At 44.1% G+C, this 21,482-nt stretch carries 16 protein-coding genes; 9 read left to right on the forward strand and 7 right to left on the reverse strand.

The features are described 5' to 3' along the window. The first annotated feature begins 215 nt into the window (after nt 1–215). On the forward strand, nt 216–4,091 hold the full coding sequence (gene hrpA, locus KDW99_RS09125) for an ATP-dependent RNA helicase HrpA (RefSeq protein ID WP_255828991.1): 3,876 nt from the start codon (nt 216–218) through the stop codon (nt 4,089–4,091). Nucleotides 4,092–4,159: 68 nt separating this feature from the next. Then, complete coding sequence (locus KDW99_RS09130; RefSeq protein ID WP_255828992.1) at nt 4,160–4,999, forward strand: MlaA family lipoprotein; 840 nt, start codon at nt 4,160–4,162, stop codon at nt 4,997–4,999. A gap of 46 nt (nt 5,000–5,045) precedes the next feature. Here KDW99_RS09130 and KDW99_RS09135 read toward each other — a convergent pair whose 3' ends face one another. The 5 genes from KDW99_RS09135 to gatC all read right to left on the reverse strand — a co-directional run bounded on the left by KDW99_RS09135 (nt 5,046) and on the right by gatC (nt 10,176). Continuing rightward, nucleotides 5,046–6,170, reverse strand: coding sequence for a PQQ-dependent sugar dehydrogenase (locus tag KDW99_RS09135; RefSeq protein ID WP_255828993.1), 1,125 nt, complete (start codon nt 6,168–6,170; stop codon nt 5,046–5,048). A gap of 190 nt (nt 6,171–6,360) precedes the next feature. Next, nucleotides 6,361–6,882, reverse strand: a complete 522-nt coding sequence (locus tag KDW99_RS09140; protein WP_255828994.1) for a sugar O-acetyltransferase — start codon at nt 6,880–6,882, stop codon at nt 6,361–6,363. 83 nt (nt 6,883–6,965) lie between these two features. Continuing rightward, on the reverse strand, nt 6,966–8,414 hold the full coding sequence (gene gatB / locus KDW99_RS09145; protein WP_255828995.1) for an Asp-tRNA(Asn)/Glu-tRNA(Gln) amidotransferase subunit GatB: 1,449 nt from the start codon (nt 8,412–8,414) through the stop codon (nt 6,966–6,968). A 2-nt stretch (nt 8,415–8,416) separates the two neighbouring features. Then, nucleotides 8,417–9,877 carry an Asp-tRNA(Asn)/Glu-tRNA(Gln) amidotransferase subunit GatA gene (gene gatA, locus KDW99_RS09150; protein WP_255828996.1) on the reverse strand — a complete coding sequence of 487 codons (1,461 nt, stop codon included), beginning with the start codon at nt 9,875–9,877 and terminating at the stop codon, nt 8,417–8,419. A gap of 11 nt (nt 9,878–9,888) precedes the next feature. Continuing rightward, nucleotides 9,889–10,176, reverse strand: a complete 288-nt coding sequence (gene gatC / locus KDW99_RS09155) for an Asp-tRNA(Asn)/Glu-tRNA(Gln) amidotransferase subunit GatC (protein ID WP_205114911.1) — start codon at nt 10,174–10,176, stop codon at nt 9,889–9,891. Nucleotides 10,177–10,413: 237 nt separating this feature from the next. On the opposite strand from gatC, the gene KDW99_RS09160 reads away from it, so the two are divergent. From KDW99_RS09160 to KDW99_RS09190, 7 genes are all read left to right on the forward strand, one after another. Further along, entirely contained in the window at nt 10,414–11,457 is a 1,044-nt protein-coding gene (locus KDW99_RS09160; protein WP_012069640.1) for a rod shape-determining protein, read from the forward strand. A 67-nt stretch (nt 11,458–11,524) separates the two neighbouring features. Then, a complete protein-coding gene (gene mreC, locus KDW99_RS09165; protein WP_255828997.1) occupies nt 11,525–12,307 on the forward strand; it encodes a rod shape-determining protein MreC in 783 nt (260 codons plus the stop codon). Further along, a complete protein-coding gene (mreD, locus tag KDW99_RS09170; RefSeq protein ID WP_255828998.1) occupies nt 12,307–12,780 on the forward strand; it encodes a rod shape-determining protein MreD in 474 nt (157 codons plus the stop codon). The genes mreC and mreD overlap by 1 nt, the downstream gene beginning before the upstream one ends. Before the next feature lie 20 nt (nt 12,781–12,800). Next, the gene (locus KDW99_RS09175; RefSeq protein ID WP_255828999.1) at nt 12,801–13,409 is read left to right on the forward strand and encodes a Maf family protein; all 609 of its coding nucleotides are present in this window, start codon (nt 12,801–12,803) and stop codon (nt 13,407–13,409) included. Beyond that, nucleotides 13,402–14,856 (forward strand): ribonuclease G, encoded by a 1,455-nt coding sequence (gene rng, locus KDW99_RS09180; RefSeq protein WP_255829000.1) that lies wholly within the window; start codon nt 13,402–13,404, stop codon nt 14,854–14,856. Before KDW99_RS09175 ends, rng begins: the two co-directional genes overlap by 8 nt. A gap of 17 nt (nt 14,857–14,873) precedes the next feature. After that, nucleotides 14,874–18,698 (forward strand): YhdP family protein, encoded by a 3,825-nt coding sequence (locus KDW99_RS09185; protein WP_255829001.1) that lies wholly within the window; start codon nt 14,874–14,876, stop codon nt 18,696–18,698. Beyond that, the gene (locus KDW99_RS09190) at nt 18,698–19,531 is read left to right on the forward strand and encodes a carbon-nitrogen hydrolase family protein (RefSeq protein WP_255829002.1); all 834 of its coding nucleotides are present in this window, start codon (nt 18,698–18,700) and stop codon (nt 19,529–19,531) included. Before KDW99_RS09185 ends, KDW99_RS09190 begins: the two co-directional genes overlap by 1 nt. 52 nt (nt 19,532–19,583) lie before the next feature. Here the strand turns inward: KDW99_RS09190 and yjgA are convergent, their stop codons facing one another. Next, nucleotides 19,584–20,120, reverse strand: a complete 537-nt coding sequence (gene yjgA, locus KDW99_RS09195) for a ribosome biogenesis factor YjgA (RefSeq protein ID WP_255829003.1) — start codon at nt 20,118–20,120, stop codon at nt 19,584–19,586. Nucleotides 20,121–20,126: 6 nt separating this feature from the next. Continuing rightward, the gene (gene mgtE, locus KDW99_RS09200; protein WP_255829004.1) at nt 20,127–21,479 is read right to left on the reverse strand and encodes a magnesium transporter; all 1,353 of its coding nucleotides are present in this window, start codon (nt 21,477–21,479) and stop codon (nt 20,127–20,129) included. Nucleotides 21,480–21,482 lie beyond the last annotated feature (3 nt).

Raw genomic sequence — 21,482 nt, forward strand, 5'->3', positions numbered from 1 at the left:
AATAGCAACATCGTATTAGATGCACCGTGAATGTTGTTCACTATAACCCTTAGGTTGGGATTGATGTTAGAATTTACAACTATATAGATAGAGGTTTTCGTACAACCACTTAGCTTCGCTTGAAGCTCTGTACCAAAGCTTCTAATACAAACGGCGCGTTATTTATTACCACTACTTTTTTTGCGCCACGTAAAAAGGATACAAGTTTACCTATCATGCCGACAAATGCCCTAATGACGCGCGATCGTCATCTAATTGACCAAAAACAAGCACAGCTTACCAAGCGTCAAAAGGAAGGTTTGCCTTTTGACCGTATGCAATCTGAAATGAATGCACTCATCGAAAAGTCTGAGACCTTGCATCAAGCTCGTTTATCTCGCATGCCAAAAATTACCTACGATGAAAGCTTGCCGGTTGCTGCTCGCGCCGATGAAATTATCCAGGCGATTCAAGAAAACCAAGTGGTGATTATTGCCGGTGAAACAGGCTCTGGTAAAACCACGCAATTGCCTAAAATGTGTTTGCAGGCTGGCCGCGGTATCGCGGGCTTGATTGGGCACACGCAACCAAGACGAATCGCCGCTCGCAGCGTGGCTGAACGTATCAGTGATGAGTTGCAGGTAAGCTTGGGTGAACAAGTGGGTTTTCAAGTTCGTTTTAGTGACGAAAGTAATGAAGAAACCCTGATTAAACTGATGACCGACGGTATCTTGTTGGCCGAAATTCAGCAAGATAAGCGCCTGTATAAATACGATACCATTATCATAGATGAAGCTCATGAACGTAGCTTAAACATCGATTTCTTGCTTGGGTATTTAAAGCAAGTGTTGGCAGCGCGTCCAGATCTAAAAGTCATTGTTACTTCTGCGACCATCGACGTTGAACGTTTCTCCCAGCATTTTGAAAACGCACCTATTATCGAAGTATCTGGTCGAACTTATCCGGTTGAAATTCGCTACCAGCCTTTGTTAAGTAAGTCTGACTCGGAAGAGCTAGACGAAGATCAAAGCATGGAGCAAGGTGTTTTAGATGCGGTCGAGCTATTGATCGCGGAAGAGCGTCAGTCTGGCTATCGTGGTGCGGGTGATATTTTGGTGTTCTTGCCCGGTGAGCGAGAAATTCGTGAAACCGCCGAAATTCTTCGTCGTGCTGAACTGCGTGGCACTGAAGTATTGCCTTTGTATGCGCGATTGAGCGCCAGTGAACAGCAGCGTATTTTCAAATCCTATTCAGGTCGTCGTATTGTATTGTCGACCAACGTCGCAGAAACCTCGTTAACCGTTCCGGGCATTCGGTATGTTATAGATCCGGGTTTAGCTCGAATTAGCCGTTACAGTGTGCGATCTAAAGTTCAGCAGTTGCCCATTGAAAAAATCAGCCAAGCCAGTGCGAATCAGCGAGCAGGGCGATGTGGTCGTGTAGCGGATGGTATTTGTATTCGCTTGTATGATGAAGATGATTTTAACAATCGTTCTGAGTTTACCGATCCGGAGATTTTCCGCACCAACTTAGCGTCGGTCATTTTGCAGATGGCCAACTTGAAGCTTGGTGCTGTTGAGAAGTTTCCTTTCGTTGAAATGCCTGAAAAGCGCATGATCAATGATGGTTATCGTGCTTTGACGGAGCTGGGGGCGCTGAATAAAGAACGACTCACGCCGATTGGTCGTCAGTTGGCTAAGTTGCCAATTGACCCGAAATTAGGTCGTATCTTAATTGCGGCAGAGCAACATAGTGTTCTCAAAGAAGTGGCGATTATTGTCAGTGCGTTATCGGTTCCAGATCCTCGAGAGCGTCCGCAAGACAAGAAAACGCAATCCGACCAAGCTCATGCTGTCGATAAAGACGAAGATTCTGACTTCGCTGTGTTCTTGAATTTGTGGGAGCGCTTTGAAGAGCAGCGCCAAGCCTTGTCACAGAATCAATTACGCCAATATTGCCGTAAGCAATTTTTGAACTTTATGCGTATACGCGAATGGCGTGATATTCATCGCCAAATCATGATTGCTTGTAAGCAGCTTGGTTTTAAAGAAGCGCATCATGAAGAACGTCACTATGAAGCGATTCATCGTTCTTTGCTGGCGGGGATGTTTACGCAAGTCGCCAATAAAATGGAAGACAGCAAGGAAATGCTTGGGTGTCGTTCGCGCAAATTGGCGATTTTCCCAGGCTCCATGCTATTCAAAAAACCACCACAATGGATTATGGCGGCGGAGTTAGTTGAAACGAGCAAGCTGTACGCGCGAGTGACGGCTCGCATCGACCCTGCTTGGATCGAAGAATATGCCGCACCGTTTGTAAAACGCCAATACTTTGATCCGCATTTTGAGCGTAACCAAGGCCGTATCATGGCCCATGAGCAAGTCTCGCTTTATGGCCTAATTATTGTGGCGAAGCGTCGCATTGATTACGGCCATGTGAATCCTGAAGAAGCGCGCGAGATCTTTATTCGATCTGGGCTGGTGGAAGGTGAACTTCGCACCAAGCAGGCTTTTTATCGCAAGAATAAAGCCTTGATTGAGTCGTTAGAAACCCAAGAAGCTAAATTACGTAAACGCGATATTTTGGTTGATGATGAAACGGTATTCTCTTTTTATAATGCTCGCTTGCCAGAACACGTGCGCAACCTTAAAAGTTTAGAGCATTTCGTTAAAACCGAGCCTGATGCTCTGTTGATGACTCGTGACGATTTGATCAATCAGGATGTGAGTGTTGATGATCATGCTTTCCCAGATTCTTTTGGTCTAAACGGTGTTGCGCTACCTATTGATTACAAGTTCGATCCTGGCCAAGAAGCCGACGGTGCTACTCTAAAGGTCCCTGTTGGGTTGTTGCGTCAGTTGAGCTTAGAAGATCTAGGTTGGGCCGTCCCCGGCTTTATCAAAGAGCGCTGTGAAGCCTTGCTGCGCGCGTTGCCAAAAGCGCTACGCCGTCGTTTTGTACCGATTCCGCAGTTTGTTGATCGCGTATACCCAAATTTGTCAAAAGACAGAGGCGATTTGCTTGAGCAACTTAGCTTGCAGATTAAACGCGAAACCTTGATTGATATTCCGCTTAATGAATGGAATGCCGATAAGCTGGATTCTCATTTAACCTTGAATCTAGAGGTGGTGGACGAACGCGGCAAAGTGCTGGGTGTGGGTAAAAACTTGGCGCAGCTTCAGGCTCAGTTTAGTGACTTGGTTGAAGAGAGTTTTGCGAAATTTGGTACCAAGCAACATGAACAAGAAGGTTTAACGTCTTGGCCGGAGCAGGGTATTCCTGAACGCCAAGAGATCAAGCAAGCTGGCATCAAGGTCACGGCATTTCCCGCCTTGGTAGCACAAGGCGATCATGTTTCATTGAAAATGTTTGATGATCAAAATACCGCATTAGAAACGCATCGAAAAGGTGTGATCACCTTACTTAAGCTAACCTTGAGCAAAGAGATGCGTTACTTACAAAAGAACTTGCCACATTTAAGAGAGTCGATGTTGATATTCTCGCCATTAGGGCAAAAAGAAACCTTGCTGGATGATTTACTTAATGCGGTTTTAGATAAGGTTTTCTTAGATGGCCGAGCTTTGCCGCGTACTAAAGCGGAATTTGAAAGCTGCGTCACTAATCATAAACCGCAATTAGTAAGCGTTGCGAATGATATGGCAGGGCAGCTTTATCGCGTATTGTCCTCTTATCAGGGGGTCGCAAAGCGAATGAAGGGCAGCATTCCTTTACCTTGGACGCGGGTTTATGGTGACATTAAAGTGCAATTACAACAGCTTATTTACCCTGGCTTTATTGGCAATACACCGCTGTTTTGGCTGGGACAATTACCGCGTTATTTCAAAGGAATTGAGGTGCGCTTAGAGCGTTTTCAGAATCATTTGAACAAAGAGAACCAATATGTGTCTGAATTAGAAAGCCTTTGGCAGATCTATTCTAGACAGAAAAAAGCTCATGACGAAAAAGCCTTGTACGACCCAGAGTTGATTAAATATCGCTGGATGTTAGAGGAATACCGTATTTCTTTATTTGCGCAGTCGGTTGGTACATTAGAGCCAATTTCAGATAAGCGCTTGTCTAAACAGTGGCAAGAAGTTAAAAAGTTGGTCTGATTCTAAAAAGACATCATGTTTTTAGTCAGACGCAGTGTGTGAAGTCTTACAAGTTAAGGATTGTGAAAATGTTTAAAGTAATGGGCACTTTACTTTTTGGTTCTATATTATTGCTTGTGCAATCTTGTGCGCAGGTGCCAGTAGAAACCAAAGAAGATCCATGGGAAGGCTTCAATCGCTCCATGTTTATCTTTAATGATGCGATAGATGGGGCTGTTTTAAAGCCTGTTGCCAAAGGGTACAAAGCCATTACCCCAACGCCAGTACAAAAGGGCGTGAGTAATTTTTTCTCTAACTTAGGTGAAATTGGAAACATTACCAATAACCTTCTGCAAGGGAAGTGGGACGCGACAGCATCGTCTACCTTTCGTTTTCTGATTAACAGTACCGCGGGTTGGTTTGGACTTTTTGATGTGGCCAACGAGCTTGGTTTAAAAGAAAAGGATGAGGACTTTGGGCAGACTTTAGGGTATTGGGGAGTGTCATCTGGCCCATATTTGGTTTTACCATTTTTAGGCCCTTCGACTGTGCGTGATGGTTCTGGTTTGGTGGTTCAATATGCTTATTTAGATGATAAAGAAATGTTGAACCTTGATAGTGATGAGACATTACAGCTCTTTGCGCTAGACGTAGTTGAAACAAGAGCCCGCTACCTAAATGCTGAAGGTATGATAGTCGGCGACAGATACAGCTTTATTAGAGATGTCTATCTGCAAAACCGAGCTTACCAAGTGTACGATGGCAATCCACCTCAGAAAAAGACAGCGACTGAAAATGCGACTCCTGAAGACGGCAGCTGGGGATATGATGCTACTGACGACAGCTGGGGTGATGAATCAGCAAGTGACAGCTGGGGCGATGAATCAGCAAGTGATAGCTGGGGCGATGAATCTGCAGAGAGCAGTTAGTCTGAGTAATTTATTGCCTGTATATAGCTAGGCTAGGAAGTATTCCCTAGCCTGCTTTTTTTACCTCTATCACGACAGCGAGTGATATTTTCAACAGCTTTCCAGAATCTGTGCCTAAGTACAATATTCCGGTAGAGTCTTGAGCCATCGAACGAAGACGCTCATCTAAATGTTGCAGATAACGCGTTTCGGTAGTCTCGCCATTTTTATCAATTCTGATTTTATTTAAGTGTCTCAGTGCAAGCGCGGTAGATAGAAAATCTCCGTTCCAATTTGAGAACAACATGCCTTTATAACGAATCAAGCTGCTTGGTGCGATAGAAGGAATAAACACTTTAGCTGGATTGTCTATGCCGTCTTTTGTGTTTCCTTCGCCTACGCTAATTGGTCCCCAATACTCTTTACCATAAGACACGATCGGCCATCCGTAGTTGGCACCGGGACGAATTAGATTTATTTCATCACCGCCTCTTGGGCCGTGTTCATTAGACCAAAGTGTTTCTGTATCCGTATCGTAAAATAGACCTTGGGGATTACGGTGACCATAGCTCCAGATTTCATTGCGTATATTGGCATGAGTCACAAACGGATTGTTCGCAGGCACGCTGCCATCTAAATTTAAACGGATAACGCTACCGCCATGGTTTGTCAGATCTTGAGCGTTATCACGAACACCTCGATCACCGACCGAGAAGAAAACGTGTCCTTTGTCGTCAAAGGCGATGCGGCCACCATAATGTTTAGACTCGCTGGTGGCAGAATCTGTGACTAATAAATCATGCCATGCAGTCAGCTTGTTACCACTTAGTTTTGCTCTGGCTAACGTGGTTTTTGCTCCCTCATCCGTTGGCTTTGAATAAGTGAAATATAGCCAGCCTTGCTCTTTGAACTCTGGTGATTTTGCCACATCCAACAAACCGCCTTGGCCTCTGTTATCGACTTCTGGAAGACCTGTCAGTGCTTGCTTTTTACCCGTGGATAAATTGACCTTATAAGCGGAGCCTTTTTTGACGGTAACAATGGCTTCCTGATCATTTAGGATAGAAATACCCCAAGGGATACCATCAAACTGGGTGACGGTTTGTACCTCCAAGGAGTTATCTGTAATGGCGTCTGAGGCGCTAGCATTTAGCGCCATAAGGCTAGCTAAAAATATAATCCAAGTTTTCATAGGGCGACCTCTTTATTCGCTAATTTCCATTCAGTATATAGAAAATAGACGCAATGAGAGGGCTTGGAAAGGCATTTCCTTCACAATTGCCGATTGCTTACCTAGTTGAATGAAGTATTCAGATCCACTCTAATTAAGGCTGTAAAGCGTGTTTTTTGGTGAAATTATGCACAAATATTACTGACCAAGCCTAGCCAAAGTAGCGCTCGTTGTCAGCGATATTTCGAGTCACAACCGCATTAGCGGCAATAATCGCGTTATGACCAATTTCAATGCCGGGAAGAATCTTGGCACCGCCGCCAATCCAGACTTTGTTACCAATAGTAATCGGACGAGCAAAACACTCGCCAGAGGCGCGCTGTTCAGCGTCTCTAGGATGATCCACCGTATAAAGGTGAACACCAGGGCCGATTAATACATCGTCGCCGATATGGATCTTGGCGCTGTCTAAGAATATGCATTGGAAATTAATAAAAACACGTTCGCCCAGATGAATCTGCGAACCATAGTCACATTGAAAGCCTGGTTCAATCACCACGCTGCCAAACTCAGCAAACAAACGTGTCACATGACGAAGGTTGCCCTTGCTTGGATGCGCATTGAACTTAGCACAGGCAAGACGTGCCGCTTCTCTGCGCAGGCGAAGGTCTAGGTCGATGGCGTTAAACGCTTCGCCATGGATCATTGTTTCAAATTCCGTTCGTTCGGTCATCTTTCGTTCTTCTTGTGGAAAATAAAAAACGCGACCTAGGCCGCGTTTGTCTTTTTACAGTGGATTTAATCGCTAATGTTAATCTATTTGCCTTTCAGCATTTTAGCCAGTATTGGGTTAACAAGTCCTGGATTGGCTTTGCCTTGCGATGCCTTCATGACTTGTCCAACAAAGAAGCCGATCATTTTCTTTTGCTTGTCTTCGTCGGCGGCGCGATATTGCTCAACTTGTGCTGCGTTAGCATCTAAAATAGTCTGAATCATGGCTTCAATAGCGCCAGTATCTGTGACTTGTTTTAGACCTTTGGCTTCGATAATAGCGTCTGCCGAACCTTCACCGTTCCACATGGCTTGCAGCACGTCTTTTGCTGTTTTGCCATTGATGGTGTTGTCTTTGACTCGAACTAGCAGTCCACCAAATGCTTCGGCGCTAACTGGTGAGTTTTCGATGTCTAGCTGTTCTTGGTTAAGGAGTTTGCTTAGCTCGCCCATTACCCAGTTTGCCGTTAATTTGGCATCTTTAGCGACATTGTTGGCTGTTTCAAAATAGTCGGCCATGGCGCGAGAGGATGAAAGCACGTTAGCGTCATATTCGCTTAGACCGTGTTCGCTTTGGAAGCGCGCTGCTTTTTGGCTTGGTAGCTCTGGCAGCGTTGACTTGATGCCGTCAACGTATTCTTGCGTCAGTACTACCGGAAGTAGGTCTGGGCATGGGAAGTAGCGGTAATCGTTGGCGTCTTCTTTAGAGCGCATGCTGCGAGTTTCGTTTTTTTCTGGGTCATACAGGCGAGTTTCCTGAATGATGCGACCGCCATCTTCTAAAATGTCTGCTTGGCGCTCGATCTCGGTGTAGATTGCTTTTTCGATAAAGCGGAACGAGTTGACGTTTTTTATTTCGGTGCGTGTGCCGTATTCTTTTTGACCTTTAGGGCGCAGTGACAAGTTGATGTCGCAACGCATAGAGCCTTCTGCCATATTGCCATCGCAAATGCCAAGGTAGGTGACGATAGAGTGAATCATCTTAACGTACGCAACGGCTTCTTTCGCTGAGCGAATGTCTGGCTCAGACACGATCTCAAGCAAAGGTGTGCTAGAGCGGTTCAGGTCTATGCCTGTCATGCCTTGGAAATCTTCATGTAAAGACTTGCCTGCATCTTCTTCTAGGTGAGCGCGAGTGATGCCAACGCGAGAAGTAGTGCCGTCTTCTAGCATGACATCTAGATAGCCTTTACCAACAATAGGATGATCCATTTGGCTGGTTTGGTAGCCTTTTGGAAGATCCGGGTAGAAATAGTTTTTACGAGCAAAAACAGATGACATGCCAATTTCAGCGTTGATGGCGTGGCCAAACATAACGGCCATACGTAACGCTTCCTTGTTAAACACAGGTAATGCACCAGGCATACCTAAATCAACAAGTGTGGTTTGTGTGTTTGGTTCTGCGCCAAAGCCAACAGCGGCGCCTGAAAACAACTTTGATTTTGTAGAGAGCTGAGTATGAATCTCAAGGCCAATAACAACTTCCCAGTTCATGCTTATGCTCCTTTTGCCATAGTTGGTGTTTGTATGTGCCAATCAGTGTGTTGTTGATACTGATGCGCTACGTTTAAAAGCTTGGCTTCGGCAAAATAGTTACCCATTACTTGAAGTCCAACCGGCATGCCATTGGCAAAGCCTGCTGGAACAGACATAGCAGGGATGCCTGCAAGGTTAACGGATAGGGTGTAAATGTCTTCAAGATACATGGCAACTGGATCACTTGTTTTGCTGCCAAGACCGAATGCGGTAGTTGGTGCAACAGGTCCCATGATGACATCTACTTCATCAAGTGCTTTAACGAAGTCTTCTTTAATCAGGCGACGAATTTTTTGTGCTTTTAGATAGTAAGCATCGTAGTAGCCTTCAGAAAGTGCATAAGTGCCAACCATTATACGTTTCTGTACTTCAGTGCCGAAACCTTCAGCACGTGAGCGCATGTACATATCTAACAGGTCTTTTGGATCGTCGCAGCGGTGGCCGAAACGAACGCCATCAAAGCGAGACAGATTTGAAGAGGCTTCAGATGGAGCAATTACGTAATATGAAGGAATACTTAGCTGTAAGTTTGGTAGAGAAATCTCTTTTACTGTCGCGCCCAGTTTTTCGAACTCTTTTACCGCCGCCATAATGATGTCAGCGACTTGTGAGTCTAGACCTTCGCCAAAGTATTCTTTTGGTAAGCCGATCTTTAAGCCTGTTAACGGAGTATTGAGGTTAGCTAGATAGTCTTCTGAAGGTGTATCTGCAGATGTAGAATCTTTTTCGTCAAAGCCAGCCATTGCTTGCATCAAGTGCGCACAATCTTCTGCGCTTTTCGCCATTGGGCCGCCTTGGTCAAGGCTGGATGCGTAGGCAATCATGCCGAAACGAGATACTCGACCATAAGTGGGTTTAAGGCCAGTTATGCCGCAAAAAGAAGCTGGTTGGCGAATGGAACCGCCCGTATCTGTGCCTGTTGCGGCAACGGCTAGTCCAGCGGCAATCGCAGCCGCAGAGCCGCCAGAAGATCCACCCGGAACCATGTCTAGGTTCCATGGGTTTTTCACGGCACCGTAAAAGCTGTTTTCGTTGGAAGAGCCCATGGCAAACTCGTCCATGTTGGTTTTGCCTAACATCACGGCACCAGCTTGTTGGATGCGGCTGGTCACGGTTGATTCGTATGGCGGAATAAAGTTATTCAGCATTTTAGAGCCGCATGTGGTTAGTGTGCCTTCCGTACAGAATAGATCTTTGTGGGCAATAGGGATGCCAGTCAAGCTAGTGCCGTTGCCGTTTTGAAGAAGTGTATCTGCTGCTGCAGCTTGTTCTAGTGCACGTTGTTCGCTAACGGTAATGTAGCTATTTAGTTGTGGGTCAAGTTTGGCGATACGCGCTAGAAATAGGCGAGTTAACTCAACGCTTGAAATGTCTTTGTTACGCAATTGTTGTGCTAATGTCGAGATGCTTTGTTCGAACATGCTTGTCTCTCTTAATCGATCACTTTCGGTACTAGGAAAAGGCCTGCTTCGGTCTGAGGTGCGTTTGCTAAGAATGCGTCACGACGATTTTCTTCGGTGACTATGTCTTCTCTTAGGCGTTGCGTCATCTCAAGTGGATTAGAAAGAGGTTCAACACCATCGGTATTAACGGATTGCATTTGCTCAACAAGGGATAAAACACTTGAAAGAGAGTGCTGGTATTGATCGGCGTCTGCCTCGGTAAGGGCGAGGCGTGCCAAGTGTGCAATCTTTTGCACGTCTTGTTTGTCTATGGACATGTTCCACCTAAATGTTTTGATTATCGTAAATGCCCGCCATTGTATCTCTTAGTTGTGATGCTATAAAGCAAAGAGGTAGGAAAATAAGGCTTATTTTTTATTTATTAAAAATTTTTTAGTAAACAACGAAATACATGGATATTTTTTTCAGTTTTACGCGGAATCAACTTGCCCATTGGTCTCGTGATTGTTACATTTTGACGCTGTTCGTATCGTATTATCAGGGTGTAGGAATTCATGTTTAAGAAAATCAGGGGAATGTTTTCAAGCGATTTGTCCATTGACTTAGGAACGGCAAATACCCTTATTTACGTTCGTGGCCGCGGAATTGTGCTTGATGAACCGTCAGTTGTTGCCATTCGCCATAATGGGAATCAAAAAACAGTAGCATCAGTCGGTACCGATGCGAAGCGTATGTTAGGCCGTACTCCAGGTAATATTACGGCTATTCGCCCAATGAAAGATGGCGTTATCGCTGATTTTCATGTCACAGAAAAAATGCTTCAATATTTCATCTCTAAAGTTCACGAAAATAGCTTTTTGAAGCCTAGCCCACGAGTTTTAGTTTGTGTGCCATGTAAATCAACTCAGGTTGAGCGTCGTGCTATCAAAGAGTCTGCGTTAGGTGCTGGTGCTCGCGAAGTTTACATTATTGAAGAGCCAATGGCTGCGGCAATTGGTGCAGGTCTACCTGTTGCTGAAGCATCAGGTTCTATGGTTATTGATATAGGTGGTGGTACGACTGAGATCGCCATTATCTCTTTGAATGGTATCGTGACATCCGAATCCATTCGTGTTGGTGGTGACCGCTTTGACGAAGCTATTACAACCTATGTTCGTCGTCAATACGGTAGCTTAATTGGTGATGCAACTGCAGAGCGAATTAAGACAGAAATAGGTATGGCTTACCATACTGGTGAAGAGTTACAAATTGATGTTCGTGGTCGTAACCTAGCCGAAGGTATTCCTCGTTCATTTGTTTTGAGCAGCACTGAAATTCTAGAAGCGCTACAAGAGCCTCTAGCTCAGATTGTTCAAGCTATCAAAGGTGTTCTAGAGCAATCTCCCCCAGAATTGGCAGCTGATATTGGTGAAACAGGTTTGGTGTTAACCGGTGGTGGCGCGTTGTTACGTGAAATCGACCGTTTGATCAGCGAAGAGACTGGCTTGCCCGTTATTATTGCTGATGACCCACTGACTTGTGTTGCTCGTGGCGGCGGTATGGCCCTAGAGTTAATGGATAAGCACGCATCTGAGCTATTTACTGCAGATAATGAGTAAACGTTAGGAGCGCACCATTAAAAATTCGCTTCATTCTACTGGTAAAATATCTAGCACTCGTTTTGTAGTGTTAGTTATTTTGTCTATGGCGATGATTATTGCAGATGTCCGTTATTCTGTTTTCTCACAAGTAAGGCCTTATTTGACCTTGCTTGTGACGCCTATTCAGGTTGTGGTGAACACTCCTCAGAAAGTGCTTAATTGGGCAGGAGAGCATCTTGCGAGTAGGGAGGGATTGGTAAGAGAAAATCAATCCTTACAGTCAGAGATACTATTGCTGCGAAGTCGTCAACAGCGCCTTGATTCACTACAAGCCGAAAACGTTCGTTTACGTGAGCTCCTAGACGCGTCTCAGCGCGTTGATGAGAAGATCGTTATGGCGGAAGTTATTGGTTTTGATCAGAACGCCTATAGCCATAAACTAATGATAGATAAAGGCTTTTCTTCTGGTGCCTATGTGGGGCAGCCAGTATTAGATGCGACAGGAGTGCTGGGGCAAGTAGTGGAAACGGCTGCCTACAGCAGTCGAGTTTTATTGATCGCTGATGCAAGTCATTTTGTTCCTGTGCAGCTTACTCGAACTGGGTTTAGGGGCATATTGAGAGGGACAGGAAGTTTGAAGCGTTTAGAATTAATGAGCGTTCCTCGATCTGTTGATATCAAAAAAGGGGATATTCTAACGACTTCCGGCTTGGATAAGCGCTTTCCTAGTGGTTATCCTGTTGGTGTTGTTAGGAGCGTTAAGTATACGCAAGGTAAAGCGTATGCTGATGTGGATGTTGTTCCTTTGGCTCAATTAGGGCGCAGTCGCCATGTCATGCTCATTGAAAAGCCGAAGGCAGGGCGATAATGAAACCCATTTTTGTTTTTTGTATTACTCTGTTGACTGCTTTAATGCTTGAGGCTGTGCCTTTTCCTGAAGAGCTTGTTTGGTTCCGCCCAGAATGGGCATTGTTGGTTATTTTGTATTGGGTGATTGCTCTGCCGTTTCGTGTGGGAGTGGGCTTAGCTTGGTTTCTAGGGTTAATGGTAGATTTGTTGCAAGGTGGCATAATAGGTCAACACTCGTTAACGTATGTGATTATTGCCTATACATGTGCTGTATTTTATAAACGATTGCGAATGTATCATCGCTGGCAACAAGGTTTTTTTATCTGCATGCTGGTAAGTGTTAACCAGTTGCTCGACTTCTGGATTGATCACTACCTTGGCCATGCAGAGCCGACCTTAATGATTTTCATGCCGGCAGTTATTACTGGGCTATTGTGGCCTTGGTCATTTATTATTTTACGTAGTGTGCGGCGTATTTATGCTATTCATTAGGCCGCTTTTAGGGAAAACTTATGCTTATTTTGGCTTCAGCTTCGCCAAGAAGAAAAGAGCTACTTAGCCTATTGGTGAAAGAGTTTGAGATACAGCCTGCCGACATAGATGAAACTCCAAATCATCTAGAAAAGGCAGAAGAGTACGTTGTTCGTATGGCTGTTGAAAAAGCCAAAGCGGCTTCAATTAAATACCATCAACAAGTTGGCGCCCATTCCTCTGCTGTTTTTTTGGCCTCAGACACAAGTGTTGTGGTTGATGGTCATATCCTTGGCAAACCTACTTCGCTTGAAGACTCTCGGTCAATGCTAAGACGGCTTTCTGGCCGATCCCATCAAGTTATCACCTCACTTTGTCTTTGTAATTTAGAGCAAGAACATATCGCTACTCAGTGTGTTATCAGCGAAGTGCTTTTTCGTGAAATCTCAGATGTTGAAATAGCCCAGTATTGGAAAACCAAAGAGCCTCAAGACAAAGCTGGCTCTTATGGCATTCAAGGCTTAGGATCTGTATTTGTCCGTTCTATTTCGGGATCGTATTCTGCCGTTGTTGGTCTGCCGCTTTTTGAGACTGCGCAATTACTGGCCCAATTTGGAATTCATTCTCTAGAGGAGATGTCTCATGAGTGAAGATGTACTCATTAATGTTACTCCTATGGAGATTCGTGTAGCTCTAGTTGAAAACGGTGTCTTGCAAGAAGTTTATATTGAACGATCGAGCCGTAAGGGAATTGTTGGCAATATTTACCAAGGTAAGGTAGTTCGAGTACTTCCGGGTATGCAGGCGGCTTTTGTTGATATAGGTCTTGAAAGAGCTGCTTTTATTCATGTATCGGAAGTAGTTAATCGTGATGCGGTTAACCCAAGTGATCAAATTGGTGATTATTTGCGTGAAGGGCAATCATTGGTGGTTCAGGTTACTAAGGATCCTATTAGCTCTAAGGGCGCGCGTTTAACTACTCATTTGTCTATTCCTTCTCGTTATCTAGTCTACATGCCTGATCAGGCTCATGTGGGCGTTAGTCAAAGAATTGAAGATGAGGTGGAGCGTGAGCGGCTTAAGTCATTGGTATCGGAAGCGCTAACGGATGCTGATGAGAATAGTGGTTATATATTACGAACGGCTGCGGAGCGAGCTGGTGAAGAAGAGATCCTAGCGGATATTAAATTCCTAACGCGCCTTTGGCAATCTGTTAAGCGTCGCATGCAAAATGCCAAAGCGCCTTCTGTTATTTATGAAGACCTTCCATTGCACTTGCGGACTATGCGTGATTTGGTAGGACTTTCGACAGAAAAAATTCGTATAGACTCCAAAGAGAATTATGCCAAATTGCGCTCTTTCGCTGAAGATTTTATTCCTGATCTTAGAGATCGTATTGAGTATTATCCTGGTGAGCGTCCGATTTTCGACTTGTATAGTGTTGAAGATGAAATTCATAAGGCGTTAGATCGTAAAGTTCAGTTGAAATCGGGTGGATATTTGCTGGTTGAGCAAACTGAGTCAATGACTACAATTGATGTGAACACGGGAGCTTTTGTCGGTAGTCGAAATCTAGAGGAAACTATCTACAAAACCAATCTTGAGGCGGCTACGGCGATAGGTCGACAGCTGAGGCTGCGAAACCTCGGTGGTATCATCATCATCGATTTTATTGATATGGAAGATGAGGAGCATAAGCGACAAGTGCTTCGGATGCTTGAAAAAATATTAGACACGGATCACGCAAAAACCAAAATTACTGGTGTTTCTGAGCTTGGTCTTGTGGAAATGACTCGCAAAAGAACACGTGAGAGCCTTGGTCAGACCTTATGCGAGCCTTGTAAATCTTGTCGCGGTAGTGGCTTGGTGAAAACCCCTGAAACAGTTTGTTATGAAGTGTTTCGAGAGATTTTAAGAGCGGATAGAGCTTATAATTCGCAAACATATACAGTTTTAGCTGCAAGTGCGGTGGTGGAGCGTTTCTTGGACGAAGAAAGTGCGGCGGTTGCGGAACTAGAGGCTTTTATAGGTAAAACAATTCGTTTCCAAGTGGATTCCGTATACACGCAAGATCAATATGATGTTGTTTTGCGATAGCGTAAAAAGGACTTAAAATGGCTTGGTTATTACGTAAGTTGATCCTAGTCACTTTTTGGGGTGCAATTGCTATCTCGGCATTGCTTGCTGTTTTTGCTTTGAGTGTTGGTCAGCTTCTTCCATACTTGGATCATTATCGCCCTCAAATAGAGCATAACCTTCGGCAAATTACGGGCTACCCCGTTACGCTAGATGGCATCGATGGTCGTCTTGAAGGTGTCGATCCCACCGTTTCTGTTAGCGGCTTTCACCTCGTTGCTAACGGTCAGCCGGCTATTAATGTCAGTGAAATGCGCGTCCGTCTAGATACGGTCAAGTCATTGCTTACGCTTAGCCCTCAGTTTACCTATATTCGTTTTGTACGGCCTACCGTTGTATTGCAAGAAAGTGATGGTCAATGGCGATTGAACGGCGCGACACCATCACGCAATGTTGGTGATGAGGTGGGTATAGAGCGTGTTTTAGACTATTTATCTGCACAGCAAAACTTTTCAATCTACGATGCCAAATTAGATGTTAATAGTGAGCAATTTGGTAAGCATGTCATGCAAATTCCTCATATTTACATATTTCAAAAATCGTTTGAGTCGTTGCTCACTTCAAAACTTTATTTAGATGACTATAAAACACCTTTTCAAATAGACGCTCGTATTGATCAAGCCCGTAGCTTGCTTGGGGGGTATCGCGTTAAAGCCTCCGTTAAGGCCCCCATGTTCGCTATCCCTTTAAACACTATGTTGAAAGAGAATGCTTACTCACTGTCTGATGTTCAAATAGGGGGAGATATTTGGCTAGACGCAACGATTGGCAAGGAACTTGAGGTAAGGACTGAAGCGACAAACCTTAAGGTTGCATTTGATGATGGTCAACAATACGACGCAACGTCGTCTGTCAAGTTGCGCTATTCTCAAAAGCATCCAAGCGTGCGGATTGATGTGCATGATATGGCAATCAAAGATCAAGATGGCTTAAGTTATCCAGAAACTGACTTAACATTTGATTGGTCATCCGTAACGAATCGTTCTAATGTGAGTTTTGCTAGAGCGGATTTAGGGTTAGTCCATAAAATCGTTGCGCACTTTTTACCTGAAGAGACGAATGCTTCTAAAATTCTAGGCGGGTTAAATCCGACTGGTATGGCTAAAAATGGATCTGTGAGCTTTTGGCGTGAAAAAGATGACTTGTCATTTCAGCTTTTAAGCAATTTACAATCTGCTTCCATTGAAGGTTATAACGGCATCCCCCAAGCGAGTAACATTAACGCGGTGTTCAGCTTATCTAATGACAGCGGGTATATCGATTTTCGTGGACGAGATAGCAAAATAGCTTTTGATACAATATACGATGAAGCGTGGCGTACTCAATTTTTATCAGGTTATGTTAATTGGCAGCAGCAAGATACCTTCTTGGTAGAAGGTCGCGATTTGGCGGTCAAGCGTAATGGCGCCACGGTAAACGGTGGCTTCCGTCTAGAGGTGCGTAATGATCAGCCTGATTGGATTGCGCTGGATTTGCATGGCCGTGATATGTCGGTTACTGATCGATTAACCTATCTTCCTCCTAAAGCGCTTAGTAGCGATTTAATGACATGGATTGAAGAGGCTTTTTCTGATGCTGGTAAATTAGACAGTGTCGATGTGTTGGTGCAAAGCGAGTTAGCGGATGGTGCTGAGCCACATGTCCGTGTGCAGCTGGCTGTTAGTGATGCTGATGTGACATTTGATAAAAATTGGCCAACGGCAACGAGAGTAAACGGCTTTTTTGAATTTGACGAGAGTGGCGTTTCAGTTCAAGTAAAATCCGGTAATTTGCTCGATTTACCAATAAACAATTTGTTATTAACGGTTCCTGTTTCTAATGGCTCTGCGGATTGGTTAAATTTAACGGGTGAAGTGAACGACAATGCACTGCTTATTTTATCAACTTTACGAGCCACGCCTTTAGCCGAGACTGTTCTTCAGCCTTTTGAAAATTGGCAGTTGGGTGGCAAGGTTAAAGGTCGTTTTGATGTTGCCATTCCTTTCAAGGAAGGTGTTGATCCTCAAGTTCAATTGGGTTTAGATCTTAAAGATAACTCATTAGCCATAAATGATCTTGACCTATCCGTTCAAGTTGATAGCGGGCATTTAAATTACAGCTCCGATAAAGGCATCAACAATTCTGAATTTGACCTACAGGCATTTGGTGGTTTATCTCACCTTGTTTTGTCCTCTACCGCAGCTCAAGATGGTGGCCTTGCTGTTTTGGGGGATTTTTCTGGTGATGTAGACATTCAGCAAGTCGCTCGTTGGAATAAATTACCTGATGCAGCCCTTAAAAAAATAGTCGGCAAAACGACTTATACTGGACAGCTATCGGTTAACCAAGCACAAGATGGCCAAGTAGATTTGATAATTGATAGTGATTTGCTTGGTGTGAATATTAATTTGCCAATACCTGTTGGGAAGCCTGCGGTAGAAAGTAAACCTCTGCACGTTAAGGTGATGCAGCACAAAAAAGATATTGTCATTGATGCTGATTATTCTGAACTCACTAAGGCAAGGTTGTTGCTGCAAAATAATGAGTTTGTTGGCGGCGAGATTATTTTAAATGGTGGTGAGAGCCAAACTTTAAGTGCCAAAATCCCTAAAGGCTTAGTGTTAACCGGTGACTTTGACCGTTTTTATGTTCAAGATTGGCAATCTGTTTTTGCAGATTTATCTAGTGATGCATCAACGTCTTCTCAAGGTGTTCAGGTTCCAGAGGTTCCTGAATGGTTGAGTAGAGTGGATTTAATTGTCGATGAGGTTGTGGTCAACCCCAGCAACACTTGGCACAATTTTAAGGTTACTTATAACTCAGCGACGAACCAATCTCTTTTTGTTAGTTCTGATGAAATGAATTTTTCTTTGCTTAATAAAGATGGTACACCAGACCTGCGTTTTGGTTTTCTTAGCTGGAATACATCGAAAGAAGATGGCTCTGAGGTAGCCGATTCGGGCAAAAATGAATCTCCTATATCATCCAAGCAAATTCCCAATATGACATTGTCTGTTGATCAGCTTTATTTCAATGGTAGCCCTTATGGTGATTGGCAGTTAGCTATTTCCCGTGAAGGTGATGTTATTCGTGTGGATCCTATTTCATCTAAATTAAAAACGGGCAGTCTTAAGGGTAGTATACTTTGGAAAGACAAAGGTGAGGACTCAAGTGTTGAGCTTGCCATTGCGGCCAGCGGTGCTGATTTAGCGGAGTTGACGAAAAAGTTTTCTAGTGAGGCATTTGTTTCTTCCAAAGAGTACAAATTTGATGTTGGTTTGAAATGGAAAGGGCATCCATTCTACTTTGATCGCGAATCTGTTTCGGGTCGTATTAGCTTTTCTGCAGAAGACGGTAACTTCAGTAAGGTAGACGAGTTACCGGCCTTTTTAAAAGCATTAGGGATTTTTAATATTGGCGCTCTTAGTCGACGCTTGTTATTAGATTTCTCAGATGTGTATGAACCTGGATTAACCTACGACGATTTCAGTGGGACACTTTCTCTTGATAACGGTATTTTAAAAACAGTATCTCCAATTTCAATCATTGCTCCTTCTGCCGAGCTTGTTGTTGCTGGGGAGGCGGATATCGTGAATGAGACTTTGAATGAAAAATTGACAGCAACATTTCCTTTAACTGGTACGCTGCCATTAGCCGGTTTATTGTGGGGAACTCCGCAATTGGCAGGGCTTTTGTACATTACAGATAAGCTTATAGGCGACCAACTTTCAAAAGTAACAAGTGTGCAGTACAAAGTCGAAGGTTCATTTAATAACCCAACCATGACACCTATTCGCTATAAGCCAATAGGGAGAAAAGATTAATGAACTCACTTTGCATTGCTGCGATTCAAATGACGAGTACTAAAGATTGGCGTGAAAACTTAAGTCACGTACAAAACCTTGTTGAGTCTGCCGTTTTGGACGGCGCTAAATTGGTTGTACTTCCCGAAAATGTTTTTTTGTTCAATGGCAGGGCAATGAGGGATTTGGCTGAATCGGATGATCAAAATATATTGCTTCAAGCGATATCAGGTTTAGCGCAGAAATATTCTATTTATCTTGTGATTGGCTCACATCCTTCGATATTGAGAACAGATGGTGAGCAAGTCTCTAGTGGACGTGTTAGGCAAACATGCTGGGTTGTTGGACCTGACGGTGTCTTCTTAGAACGGTACGACAAAATTCATTTGTTTGACGTCAGTGTTGACGATAAAGCAGTGTCTTATAAAGAGTCTGATGTTATTGAGCCTGGAGAGTTGGATTTAAAAGTCATTGACGTGGATGGCTTTAAAATCGGCCTGAGCATCTGTTATGACTTACGCTTCCCAGAATTATATCGTGAGCTAATGAAAATGGGTGCAGAGGTTTTATTGGTTCCCGCTGCTTTTACTTATGTTACTGGGAAGGCCCACTGGAATACTCTTTTAGCCGCCCGTGCGATTGAAAATCAATGCTACGTTCTTGGTGTTGGACAGTGCGGTTGGCACAACGAAACCAGACAAACTTACGGACACAGTGCTCTGTATTCGCCATTTGGTGAACGTTTAGTCAGTTTACAAGAAGAACCGGGATATATTGTTTTTAATATGACGAAAACGGCATTAAGTGATTGTCGCCAAAAAATGCCGTGTTTCTCACATAAGAGGATACCATAAGAGCTAGCTAGTAATGCTGGCTCTGAGGTTTTTTGTTGAGGTGCCTTGTAGATTATTCAGTCAGACCAAGACGCTTTTCTTCAGCCTCGCGCAAGAAGCGGAAAAGCTTTTTACGGTTTGTTGTGTTTCCTTCTTGAGACACTTCTTTTTGAGATTGACGAATGAGCTGTCTAAGAAGTTGTATGTCTTCAATTTGAGGGTTTTCCTCTAAATATTGAGACAGTTCTTCTTTGCTGTTTTCACCGATTAGTGCATCTCGTTTTATCTCAAGCTGATGAAATAGCTTGTTGTAAGCTGCAGAGGTGGAATCAAACAATGCTACGCGATGCGCTATGGCTTCGTGGTCTTCTGTGCGCATCACCTTGCCGATGTATTGCAGGTGTCTTCTCATGGCTTCGTGTTTTTTGATTCGGCCAGCTTCAACGAATGCTTCGCGCAATGTGTCAGACATTTCTACTTTTTTAAGTTGGTTTTTGCTTAAGGCAAGTAGTTTTTTACCAAGATCTTGCAGGGCTTCCATTTCACGCTTGATCTGGGTTTTGCTCTTAGGGATTTCGTCTTCGTTTTCATATTGATCAAAGTCTGTCATGGGAACCTATATTAGAAAAATAGTAGCGAGACCAAGGAAGGATAAGAATCCAACCACGTCGGTCACGGTAGTCAAAATTACGCTGCCTGCAAGGGCAGGGTCGATGCCAATTTTTTTCAGCAAAATCGGCAGAAGTGTACCAGTGGTGGCTGCAAATAGCAGATTTATTATGATAGCTCCCGCAATGATATAGGCAATCTTGATGTTGTCAAACCAAAGTGCGGTGAGAGCGGCAATAACGGTTGCCCAAAGTAGGCCGTTAATGAGCCCAACAATAAGTTCTCTGTTGAGTAGCCAACGGGTATTGGTGGAACCAATTTGGTTGAGTGCGATACCCCGAATGACCAGAGTGAGCACTTGTGATCCGGCAATGCCGCCCATGCTGGCAACAATGGGCATGAGTATGGCGAGTGCGACAACTTGGTCCAGAGTGTCTTGGAATAAACCTATTACATACGATGCGGTGAAGGCTGTTATTAGGTTTATGCCAAGCCACACTGCACGTCGCTTGGTGGTTTTCATGATAGGGGCGAAGGTATCTTCGTCATCATCAAGACCCGCCATGCTTAACATGGAGTGTTCGGCTTCATCACGGATAACGTCAACAACGTCATCGATGGTAATACGACCAAGTAACTTTTTTGTTTTTCCATCAATGACGGGGGCAGAAACCAAGTCCATCTTTTCAAAAAGTTGTGCTACTTCACTGGCTTGGGTTTCTGCGTCAATGACGGTGAATTCTGTTTCCATGATATCGCGCACTGTGGCGTTGATGTCAGAGACTAATAGTGTGGTCAGGGGCAAGGTGCCTAGCAAGCGATCAGAGCGGCTGACAACAAGTAGACTGTCTGTCATGTCTGGTAGGGAGTTGTGTCTGCGTAAGTAGCGAAACACCAGGTCGACGGTGATATTCGGACGTATGGTGATGGTGTCCGTGTTCATCAAGCCGCCGGCAGAATCTTCCGAGTAGCTTAATAGTGCTTCAACTCTTGTTCTGTCTTGCGTCGTCATGGACGCAAGCACTTCTTTTACTATTTTTTCTGGTAAATGTTGTAGTAAATCGGCAAGGTCATCGCTTTCAAAATGTTCGGATACGGCGATTAATCGCTCTGTATCCATGTTTTTCATGAATTGTACGCCAATATCTTCGCTCAGATATTGCAGTACTTCGCCTTCATTTTTGGCTTCAATTAGCTCCCAAAGAAGCTTACGTTCTTTGGGAGGGGAGGACTCTAATAGGCGAGCAACGTCCTGAGCTGGCAAAGCGCCGTTAAGTAAATAACGGATTTGCATGGTGGCACCAGATTCGAGCGATTCGGTGACCGTTTGCAGGTGGTTAAGCGTGTTTTGCTCTGACATTGA

Origin of the sequence: Marinomonas rhizomae, assembly GCF_024397855.1 — a bacterium.
GTDB lineage: Bacteria > Pseudomonadota > Gammaproteobacteria > Pseudomonadales > Marinomonadaceae > Marinomonas > Marinomonas rhizomae_A.

Coding starts and splice junctions, on each gene's coding strand:
- rng (WP_255829000.1), top strand. CDS start 13,402: ATGAGTGAAGATGTACTCATTAATGTTACTCCTATGGAGATTCGTGTA.
- mgtE (WP_255829004.1), bottom strand. CDS start 21,479: ATGTCAGAGCAAAACACGCTTAACCACCTGCAAACGGTCACCGAATCG.
- gatA (WP_255828996.1), bottom strand. CDS start 9,877: ATGTTCGAACAAAGCATCTCGACATTAGCACAACAATTGCGTAACAAA.
- KDW99_RS09175 (WP_255828999.1), top strand. CDS start 12,801: ATGCTTATTTTGGCTTCAGCTTCGCCAAGAAGAAAAGAGCTACTTAGC.
- KDW99_RS09190 (WP_255829002.1), top strand. CDS start 18,698: ATGAACTCACTTTGCATTGCTGCGATTCAAATGACGAGTACTAAAGAT.
- gatC (WP_205114911.1), bottom strand. CDS start 10,176: ATGTCCATAGACAAACAAGACGTGCAAAAGATTGCACACTTGGCACGC.
- yjgA (WP_255829003.1), bottom strand. CDS start 20,120: ATGACAGACTTTGATCAATATGAAAACGAAGACGAAATCCCTAAGAGC.
- KDW99_RS09185 (WP_255829001.1), top strand. CDS start 14,874: ATGGCTTGGTTATTACGTAAGTTGATCCTAGTCACTTTTTGGGGTGCA.
- KDW99_RS09140 (WP_255828994.1), bottom strand. CDS start 6,882: ATGACCGAACGAACGGAATTTGAAACAATGATCCATGGCGAAGCGTTT.
- KDW99_RS09160 (WP_012069640.1), top strand. CDS start 10,414: ATGTTTAAGAAAATCAGGGGAATGTTTTCAAGCGATTTGTCCATTGAC.
- KDW99_RS09135 (WP_255828993.1), bottom strand. CDS start 6,170: ATGAAAACTTGGATTATATTTTTAGCTAGCCTTATGGCGCTAAATGCT.
- mreD (WP_255828998.1), top strand. CDS start 12,307: ATGAAACCCATTTTTGTTTTTTGTATTACTCTGTTGACTGCTTTAATG.
- gatB (WP_255828995.1), bottom strand. CDS start 8,414: ATGAACTGGGAAGTTGTTATTGGCCTTGAGATTCATACTCAGCTCTCT.
- KDW99_RS09130 (WP_255828992.1), top strand. CDS start 4,160: ATGTTTAAAGTAATGGGCACTTTACTTTTTGGTTCTATATTATTGCTT.
- hrpA (WP_255828991.1), top strand. CDS start 216: ATGCCGACAAATGCCCTAATGACGCGCGATCGTCATCTAATTGACCAA.